We start from the raw sequence: 6,263 nt of genomic DNA on the forward strand, positions 1-6,263 counted from the left end.
AACACCGAGAGCCCCAACCTCACCTACGCACCCGAGCGGCTGTCGATGGAGAAGGTGGAGGACGCGCCCTTCACGCCGTTGGACCGCATCGGCCAGCTGACCATGCGCAACCTCGACATCACCGACACGCGCGGCAAGCTGGGCGTCTACAGCCGCACCGGCCTGCTGACCGGCGGTGACGGCACCGACATGCTCAAGCTCGGCAAGGACTGAAGCGGGGCCACCGCTTCCACTCGAAAGGCCCGCCAGCTGGCGGGCCTTTCTTTTGGGGCCACCGTCCGGCCCGCGCCGCGATCAGGCCCGCAGCAGCCCCCGAAAGCCGCGCGACGCATAGTAGGACTGCACGCCGTTGTGGTACGTGAACACCTGGCCGTAGCGGCGGTCGCAGAACAGGGCCCCGCCGAGCGCGCGCACGGCTTTCGGGGTGGCGATCCAGCTGGAGGTCTTCAGGTCGAACTCGCCCAACTCCTGCAGCCGGCGGTACATCGCCTCATCGAGCATCTCGATGCCTATCTCGGCGGCCATCTCCATGGCGCTGCCTTGCGGCTTGTTCTCCTTGCGCGCGTCCAGCGCCTCGCGATCGAAGCACAGGCTGCGGCGGCCCGTGGGCGTCTCGGCCGAGCAATCGCAGAAAAGGAACACGCCCGAGGCCTTGTCGCGCCCGATCACATCGGGCTCGCCGCCCGATGCCTCCATCCGGTGCAGGGACGACAGAGCGCCGGGGTTCGCCTCCAGCCGCGCCAGCACCTCGTCCCAGGCGATGCCCTTGTGGCGCTTGTGGTGCTTCTCGAACCGGGTCTTCAGGGTCTGCAGCAGCAGGTCGCGTTCGGTGGGTTTCATGTGTGCCTCGCTCAATTCCTCAGGATCTTGTCCATCGCCTTGCCCTTGGCGAGCTCGTCGATCAGCTTGTCCAACTGGCGGATCTTGCGCATCAGCGGGTCGTCCACCGCTTCGACACGCACGCCGCACACCAGGCCCTGGATCCGCGCGCTGTTGGGGTGAAACGCGGGCGCCTGGGCAAAGAAGGTCTCGACGTCGCTGCCCTGCTCGATCTGGCGGCGCAGGCCCGCCGCGTCGTAGCCCGTCAGCCAGCCGATGACCTGGTCCACCTCCTCACGGGTGCGCTGCTTGCGCTCGGCCTTCTGCACGTACAGCGGGTACAGCCGGGCGAACTTCATCGAGAAAACGGGGTGGCCAGCCATCGTCATTCCTCCGGATGAAAACACTCAGATCACCACCGGCTCCGGCTCCAGCCGGATGCCGAAGCGCTCATAGACGCTGGTCTGGATCGCCTTCGCCAGCGTGACCACCTCGCCCCCGGTGGCCCCGCCGCGGTTCACCAGCACCAGGGCCTGCTTGTCGTACACGCCCGCGTTGCCCACGCCGCGCCCTTTCCAGCCGCAGGCGTCGATCAGCCAGCCCGCGGCCAACTTCACCGTGCCATCGGGCATGGGGTAGTGCACCACCTTGGGCTCGCGCGCAATGATGTCCGCGCATTGGTCCAGCGTCACCGTGGGGTTTTTGAAGAAGCTGCCCGCGTTGCCGATCACCGCCGGGTCCGGCAGCTTGGCGCGCCGGATGCCACAGATCCAGTCGAAGATCGTGCGCGCATCCGGCGTGGTATTGCCGGTTTCGGCGATCTTGCGCTCCAGATCGGCATAGCCCAGCACCGGCTTCCAGGCCTTGGGCAGCCAGAAGCGCACCCGCGCGATGAGCGCGCGGCCCGCCAGGCCGAAGTCGCGCGCATCCGTGGGCTGGTGCTTGAACACCGAGTCGCGGTAGCCGAAGCCACACTGGGCGGCGTCCAGCGTGAATCCCTCGCCCGAGCGCAGGTCGATGGCGTCCAGCGAATGGAAACGGTCCTGCAGTTCCACGCCGTAGGCGCCGATGTTCTGCACCGGCGAGGCGCCCACGGTACCGGGGATCAGCGCCAGATTCTCCAGCCCGGGCCAGCCCCGCTCCAGCGTCCACTGCACGAAGGCGTGCCAGTTCTCGCCCGCGCCAGCCTCCACCAGCCAGCCCTTGGGCGTTTCCTCCACCAGGCGCCGGCCCGCGATCTCCACCTTGAGCACCAAAGGCCTCACATCGCCCGTGATCACCAGGTTGCTGCCACCGCCGAGCACGAAAGGGGGGGTCTCGCGGGTGAGTTGCTGCCAGTCGTCCGAGGCCCGCAGCTCGGCCAGGTCGGCCTCGGCGCGGATGCGCGCGAGGCGGTGCGCCTTGGCCACGATGCCAAAGCTGTTGTAGGCCTGTAGAGGCACCTGCTTCTCGACTATCATGGCCGCGATTTTCTCACCCACCGCCGCCTCGCCATGCCCTCGTTCGACACCGTCCTAGAAGCCGATCTCGTTGAAGTCAAGAATGCCGTCGATCAGGTCGCGCGCGAGATCGGCACGCGCTTCGATTTCAAGGGCACGAGCGCCGCGATCGAGTTGAAGGACAAGGAGATCACCCTCACCGGTGACGCCGACTTCCAGCTCCAGCAGATCGAGGACGTGCTGCGCAACAAGCTGGCCAAGCGCAACGTGGACGTGCGCTTCCTCGACATGGGCAAGGTCGAGAAGATGGGCGGCGACAAGGTCAAGCAGGTGGCCAAGGTGCGCAACGGCATCGCCACCGAAGACGGCAAGAAGATCCAGCAGGCCATCAAGGCCAGCAAGCTCAAGGTGCAGGCCGCCATCCAGGGCGACGCCGTGCGCGTGACCGGCGCCAAGCGCGACGACTTGCAGGCCACCATGGCCATCATCAAGAACGAGATGAAGGACCTGCCCTTGTCCTTCAACAACTTCCGCGACTAATTGAATCCCCCCCGCAGCGCCTTCGGCGCTCCCCCCCTTCCGGGGGCGGCGCCTGCGGCCCGGCAAAGCCGGTTCCGCGGCACGTCTGGGTTTCGGTCCCTTCGCGCGCTGCTGATCTGTTTCCTGATGGGGTCGGCCGGCCTCGTCGTCGCGCAATCGGTGTCGCTCTCGGGCGTCTCGGGCAGCAAGGCCCTGGTGGTCATCGACGGCGCCGCGCCGCGCTTCATGGCGGCCGGTCAGGCCCACCAGGGCGTTCGCCTGGTGTCGGTGCAGGGCGACTCGGCCGTGGTCGAGATCGGCGGCCAGCGCCAGGCCCTGCGCCTGGGCGAAGCGCCCGTGAGCCTGGGCGGCGCCACCGGGGCCGGCGCGAACGGTGCCCAGCGCGTGGTGCTCACGGCCGACGGCAGCGGCCACTTCATGCCCCAAGGCCAGATCAACGGTCGCGCGGTGCAGTTCATGGTGGACACGGGCGCCACGCAGGTCGTCATCGGCGAGTCGGAAGCCAAGCGCATCAACCTGGACTACCAGCGCGGCCAGCGCGTGAGCGTGCAGACGGCCAACGGCACCGCGCCGGGCTACCGCGTCACGCTCGACTCGGTGCGCGTGGGCGACGCCCAGGTGCACGCCGTGGCCGCCATCGTGCTGCCACAGCCCATGCCCTTCGTGCTGCTGGGCAACAGCTTCCTCACGCGCTTCCAGATGCAGCGCAACAACGACCAGCTCACGCTGGAGCGGCGCTACTGACTCAGGCCTGCGCGGCCGTCACCACGATCTCGATGCGGTACGCCGGGTTGGCCAGGGCGGCTTGCACGGTGGCGCGTGGCGGCGCGGCGCCGGGCACCACCCAGGCGTCCCAGACCTCGTTCATCGCCGCGATGTCGCGGATGTCGGTGAGGAAGATCTCGGTGCGCAGGATGCGCGACTTGTCGCTGCCGCATTCCTTCAGGCGCTGCTCCACCTGCTGCAGCACGTCCTCGGTCTGGCCGCGGATATCGGTGTCGCCGCGCTCGGGCACCATGCCCGCCAGGAACACGATGCCCTTGAACACGGCGGCTTCGCTGTAGCGCGCGGCCATGCCCACGCGCTGGATCCCTTGTTGGCTCATTTCTTCTTGGCTCCGAGCTGGCTTTCCTTGCCGGCCAGCAAGCGGTTGATGTTCTCGGCGTGGCGCCAGACCAGCAGCACCGCCATCACGGCCAGGCCCAGCACCATCACGCCCGGGGCCTCCCAGGCCACGCCGCCGCCCAGCAGGTAGTAGGCCGGCGCGAACACCGCCGTGACGATGGACGCCAGCGAGGAATAACGGAAGAAGATGGCGATGATGAGCCAGGTGAGCAGCGAGGCCAGGCCCAGCCAGGGGTTGAAGCCCAGGATGACGCCGGCCGCCGTGGCCACGCCCTTGCCCCCCTGGAACTTGAAGAACACGGGATACAGGTGCCCGAGGAAAGCCGCCAGCCCCACCAGCGCCACCGTGCCCGCGCCCAGGCCGAAAGGCTCGCCCCAGTGCGCCACCACGAACACCGGCAGCCAGCCCTTCACCGCATCGAGCAGCAGCGTGACGATGGCCGCCGCCTTGCTGCCCGAGCGCAGCACGTTGGTGGCGCCGGGGTTCTTGCTGCCGTAGGTGCGCGGGTCGGACAGGCCCATCAGGCGGCTGACGATCACCGCGAAGGACAGGGACCCGATCAGGTAGGCGGCCACGGTGGCCAGCGCGGGATAGAGCGCTTGCAAGGGCATCTCCTCGGTCAACGGTTCTTGTGGTTGGAATGGGGGGCGCGCGTCATTCTGCCAGCGCGCACTGCACCGGCTTCGCGCCCAGGGGAGTGCTCAGCACGGCCGGATCGATGCCGACCAGGAAACCACGCCGCCCGCCGTTGATCCACAGGCGCGGCAGTTCCAGCACCGTCGATTCCACGAACACCGGCATGGCGCGCTTGAGTCCAAAGGGCGAGGTGCCACCCACCAGGTAGCCGCTGTGGCGGTTGGCCACTTCGGGCTTGCAGGGCTCCACCGATTTCGCGCCGATCTGGCGCGCCAGGTTCTTGGTGGACACCGTGCGGTTGCCGTGCATGAGCACCGCCAGCGGCCTGGCGGCCTCGTCCTGCATGATCAATGTCTTGACCACCGCGAACGGGTCCAGGCCCAGCACCTGCGCGCTGTGCTGCGCCCCGCCGTGCTCCAGGTACTCGTAGGGATGCTCGGTGTACACGACGCCATTCGCCTTGAGCCAGGCCGTGGCGGGTGTCTCGGAAACATGTCGAGGCTTGGGCATACCAGGCTTTGTCCAGATAGGCCGCGGAACCGGCTCTGCCGGGACCGCAGGCATCGCCCCCTTGAGGGGGTCGCGCGAGGCGCGGCAGGGGCGTTCCTTTTACTGCGCGGGGTCGCGGCTGTCCCAGCGGATCTTGTCCACCGCCGCCTGCAGCTCGGGCGTGAACGGCGTGCCCCAGGCGTCCAGGCACTCGTCCAGCTGGGCCACGGTGGTCACGCCGAGGATGGTGGAGGCCACGCGCCAGTTGTTGTAGCAAAAAGCCAGCGCCAGTTGCGTCGGCGTGAGGCCGTGCTCGCGGGCCAGCGCGTTGTAGCGCTGGGCGGTGGCCAGCGCCTCGGGTCGGCCCCAGCGCTGCTTGCGCATGCTCTCGAAGATCGCCAGGCGGCCGTGCCCGCCCACCAGGCCGGTGCCGTCGTACTTGCCGGTGAGCAGGCCAAAGCCCAGCGGCGAATAGGCCAGCAGCGACACGCCCAGGCGATGGCAGGTCTCGTCCAGCCCGTTCTCGTGGCTGCGGTTGATCAGGCAGTAGGGGTTCTGCACCGTGGCCACGCGCGGCAGGCCGTGCTGCTCGGCCAGGCGCACGAACTCGTGCACGCCGTAGGACGTTTCGTTGGACAGGCCGATGGCGCGCACCTTGCCCGCTTTCACCAGCTCGGCCATGGCCTCGAGCTGTTCGAGGATCGAGGCGCAGGGCTTGTCCTTGCTCGGGTCGAAGCTGAGCGCGCCGAAGGCCGGCAGGTTGCGCGCCGGCCAGTGAATTTGATAGAGGTCAATCACCTCGGTCTGCAGGCGACGCAGACTGCCCTCGCAGGCCTTCACGATTTCGGCCTTGCTCAGTCCCGCGTTGTCGCCGCGGATCCAGGGCATGCCGCGCGAAGGTCCCGCCACCTTGGTAGCGAGCACCAGCTTCTGGCGCTGGCCAGGGTGGCGCGCGAACCAGTTGCCGATGATGGTCTCGGTGGCGCTGAACGTTTCGGCGCGCGCGGGCACCGAGTACATCTCGGCGGTGTCGAGAAAATCCACGCCGCGCTCGACGGCGCGGTCCAGGATGCGGTGCGCGGTCGGCTCATCGACCTGCTCGCCGAAGGTCATGGTGCCGAGGCAGATGGGGGTGACGTGAAGGGGGCTCTGGCCCAGTGCGACGGGGTTCATGCAAGGATTTGTAACGTCAGAGAATTCCTACGGGGCCGGTA

9 protein-coding genes and 1 pseudogene are annotated in these 6,263 nt (G+C 68.1%); 3 read left to right on the forward strand and 7 right to left on the reverse strand.

What is annotated here, in order from left to right; genetic code table 11:
* A pseudogene (locus BGO22_RS18705) lies at window positions 1-213 on the forward strand (argininosuccinate synthase); the annotation flags it as partial.
* A gap of 81 nt (window positions 214-294) precedes the next feature.
* Here the strand turns inward: BGO22_RS18705 and BGO22_RS18710 are convergent.
* The 3 genes from BGO22_RS18710 to murB are packed head-to-tail and all read right to left on the reverse strand — an operon-like array spanning window position 295 to window position 2,279.
* Window positions 295-840, reverse strand: a complete 546-nt coding sequence (locus BGO22_RS18710) for a DUF4256 domain-containing protein (protein WP_070398913.1) — start codon at window positions 838-840, stop codon at window positions 295-297.
* Between the two features lie 11 nt (window positions 841-851).
* The gene (locus BGO22_RS18715) at window positions 852-1,202 is read right to left on the reverse strand and encodes a DUF2200 domain-containing protein (RefSeq protein WP_070398914.1); all 351 of its coding nucleotides are present in this window, start codon (window positions 1,200-1,202) and stop codon (window positions 852-854) included.
* Window positions 1,203-1,226: 24 nt separating this feature from the next.
* Complete coding sequence (murB, locus tag BGO22_RS18720) at window positions 1,227-2,279, reverse strand: UDP-N-acetylmuramate dehydrogenase (RefSeq protein ID WP_070398915.1); 1,053 nt, start codon at window positions 2,277-2,279, stop codon at window positions 1,227-1,229.
* A gap of 33 nt (window positions 2,280-2,312) precedes the next feature.
* Between murB and BGO22_RS18725 the strand changes: the two genes are divergently transcribed.
* The gene (locus BGO22_RS18725; protein WP_070398916.1) at window positions 2,313-2,798 is read left to right on the forward strand and encodes a YajQ family cyclic di-GMP-binding protein; all 486 of its coding nucleotides are present in this window, start codon (window positions 2,313-2,315) and stop codon (window positions 2,796-2,798) included.
* Between the two features lie 126 nt (window positions 2,799-2,924).
* Window positions 2,925-3,542 carry a retropepsin-like aspartic protease family protein gene (locus BGO22_RS18730; RefSeq protein WP_070398917.1) on the forward strand — a complete coding sequence of 206 codons (618 nt, stop codon included), beginning with the start codon at window positions 2,925-2,927 and terminating at the stop codon, window positions 3,540-3,542.
* Between the two features lies 1 nt (window position 3,543).
* Here the strand turns inward: BGO22_RS18730 and BGO22_RS18735 are convergent, their stop codons facing one another.
* From BGO22_RS18735 to BGO22_RS18750, 4 genes are all read right to left on the reverse strand, one after another.
* Window positions 3,544-3,903 carry a RidA family protein gene (locus BGO22_RS18735; RefSeq protein WP_070398918.1) on the reverse strand — a complete coding sequence of 120 codons (360 nt, stop codon included), beginning with the start codon at window positions 3,901-3,903 and terminating at the stop codon, window positions 3,544-3,546.
* Complete coding sequence (gene plsY, locus BGO22_RS18740) at window positions 3,900-4,529, reverse strand: glycerol-3-phosphate 1-O-acyltransferase PlsY (protein WP_070398919.1); 630 nt, start codon at window positions 4,527-4,529, stop codon at window positions 3,900-3,902. The genes BGO22_RS18735 and plsY overlap by 4 nt, the downstream gene beginning before the upstream one ends.
* A gap of 49 nt (window positions 4,530-4,578) precedes the next feature.
* Window positions 4,579-5,070, reverse strand: a complete 492-nt coding sequence (locus BGO22_RS18745) for an aminoacyl-tRNA deacylase (protein WP_204744393.1) — start codon at window positions 5,068-5,070, stop codon at window positions 4,579-4,581.
* Between the two features lie 99 nt (window positions 5,071-5,169).
* A complete protein-coding gene (locus BGO22_RS18750; RefSeq protein ID WP_070398921.1) occupies window positions 5,170-6,222 on the reverse strand; it encodes an aldo/keto reductase in 1,053 nt (350 codons plus the stop codon).
* Window positions 6,223-6,263 lie beyond the last annotated feature (41 nt).

Origin of the sequence: Hydrogenophaga sp. 70-12 (genome assembly GCF_001897365.1) — a bacterium.
In the GTDB taxonomy this organism is placed as follows: Bacteria; Pseudomonadota; Gammaproteobacteria; order Burkholderiales; family Burkholderiaceae_C; genus Hydrogenophaga; species Hydrogenophaga borbori.